The organism is Sporomusa sp., from assembly GCF_057736855.1.
Genome location: NZ_JBYKYF010000410.1, coordinates 1 through 2,185 on the forward strand (window position 1 = coordinate 1; position 2,185 = coordinate 2,185).

The 2,185-nt window shown below is 45.1% G+C and carries 3 protein-coding genes; all 3 read left to right on the forward strand.

Annotated features, from left to right (window positions below; translation table 11 throughout):
* Window positions 1–744: FAD-linked oxidase C-terminal domain-containing protein (locus AC29Z1_RS16965; protein ID WP_488272628.1), on the forward strand; the 744-nt coding region annotated here is incomplete at its 5' end.
* 217 nt (window positions 745–961) lie between these two features.
* Window positions 962–1,360, forward strand: a complete 399-nt coding sequence (locus tag AC29Z1_RS16970) for a carboxymuconolactone decarboxylase family protein (protein WP_488272629.1) — start codon at window positions 962–964, stop codon at window positions 1,358–1,360.
* A gap of 42 nt (window positions 1,361–1,402) precedes the next feature.
* A partial coding sequence (locus AC29Z1_RS16975) for a DUF1858 domain-containing protein (RefSeq protein WP_488272630.1) occupies window positions 1,403–2,185 on the forward strand: 783 nt, incomplete at its 3' end.

Consider the following 2,185-nt stretch of genomic DNA (forward strand, 5'->3'; position numbering starts at 1 on the left):
ATTGACAAACCGCGCGCAAAACAAACTCTGCTGGCTATTTTCAACAGCTTGGATGCTGCCGCTAATACGGTTAGTGACATGATTGCTGCTGGCATCATTCCGACGACTTTAGAAATTATGGATAATCTCACCATCCGGGCTGTGGAGGATTACCTTAAGATCGGTCTGCCTGTTAATGCCGAAGCTATTCTGCTCATTGAGGTGGATGGCAGTGCGGCTGCTATCGCCAAACAGGCCAGACAGGTTATGAAGGTATGTAAACAATGCGGCGCCAGCGAAGTTCAGGCTGCTTCAACCCCGGCAGATATTGATAAATTATGGCAGGCTCGTCGTGCTATCTCTCCGGCCTGCGGTAAGATCAACCCGACCAAAATCTCCGAAGACGCTACGGTGCCGCGCAGCCAGATTCCGGCCATGGTTCGCCGGTTACGGCAGATAGCTGAAACATACAACCTCAAGATGGTTATCTTTGGCCACGCTGGTGACGGCAACCTTCATCCTAATATTTTAAGCAATAAACATGACCAGGAAGAGATGGCCCGGGTTGAGCAAGCGGTGGAAGAATTGTTTAAGGCTGCCCTTGAGCTTGGCGGCACACTCTCTGGCGAGCACGGGATCGGTTATATGAAAGCGCCGTTTCTCAAATGGGAGACAGGTGAAATTGGTTTTGCCGCCGGCAAAAAGCTAAAAGCAGTTATTGATCCTCACATCTTATTAAATCCTGGAAAAATGTTTAATGCGTAATAATATACAATGACAATCTCCGGCAGTTTTTTGCCGGAGATTGTTAATTTTTACGAGCTTTTTTATAGTGTAGTTTTGTCCTGATAACGGCAAACTAGGTACAAAGATGGCTTTGTGATGAGAATCACGCCAATCTGTGACATTGGGCAGCGAAATGGAAACAGGAGCTGTAATATAATTGGTTCAAGAAATAAAACAGACTAAGGAGATAAAACGTATGGCTAATTTTGATAAACAGCAAATGATTGCTGAATTTAAAAAGCAATTTGGTTTTGTGCCTCCCTGCGGTATGGGAGCAGGTGATTTAGGAGAAGATATGCAGAAAATGATCAGCGAATATCACCATATTATTTGGGGCGAGGGTGTTATCCCGTTGAAGTACCGCTATCTGATGGCATTGGCTACTGCTGTTTACGGTGATGATGATATTCGTGCCAAACTGGAATTATTAAAAGCGCTGAATCATGGAGCTACCCGCGAAGAAGTTATTGAAGTGTTTCGGCAGCAGGTTTGGATGAAAGGGGCACATACCATTGTTAAGATCAATCCCTTAATCAAATTCATGGATACCATTTATGAAAAGGCTCAGCGTAACGGTGAATCAGGCAATCAGTAAAATCCTGTGGTGAAATATAGGTGAATAAAGGAGGTGGCAGCCATGCTGCCAAAAGGGGCAAACTTACAAAAAATTAGAGATGGAAAACGGACGTATGCCATAACTCCACATGTACCTGGTGGATTCATTAAGCCGGAAGTTATGCAGAAATACGTAGATGTTACTAAGAAATATGGTGGAACCATGAAGCTGACCTCAGCTCAGCGCATTATGATTACCGGGCTAAAAGCCGAAGATATTGAAGCTGTCTGGCAAGACTTGGGTATGCAGCCGGCATTAGGTTTTGCCAACTGCGTGCGTAGTATTAAAATTTGCCCAGGCAGTGCTTTTTGCAAACGGGGTAAACAAGACAGTATAAAACTCGGATTGGAATTAGATAAGCGATATATCAAAAAAGAAATGCCCAGCCGGATAAAAATGGGGGTGTCAGGCTGTCCTAACTCTTGTTCAGAAGCGATTATCAAAGATGTCGGCGTCATCGGTACGGATGCAGGCTGGGACGTCTACGTTGGCGGTAGTGCCGGCTCTCATCCCAGGTTGGCAGATAAACTGATTGAAGGTCTTACTTATGATGACGCCTTACGAATAATTGACATAGTCATGCGTTATTATCAGAAACACGCTGACATTGAGCGTATCGGACAATTTATTGAACGTATTGGCTTTGAAAAATTCAAGACCGATGTGTTGGCAGAATTCTATGGGGAAAAAAGCGCAGCTACCAAACCGCGGGTGTCACAATCTACCGTAGGCGAAAAAATTGTACCTTTGCCAGGAGGGCTTACAGAAGGTACGCTGGTGTTCGGCGATGCCATTACCGCCGAC

What these genes read in the sequence shown, in the direction of transcription:
- AC29Z1_RS16970 (WP_488272629.1), top strand. Translation starts at nt 962, where the DNA reads ATGGCTAATTTTGATAAACAGCAAATGATTGCTGAATTTAAAAAGCAA.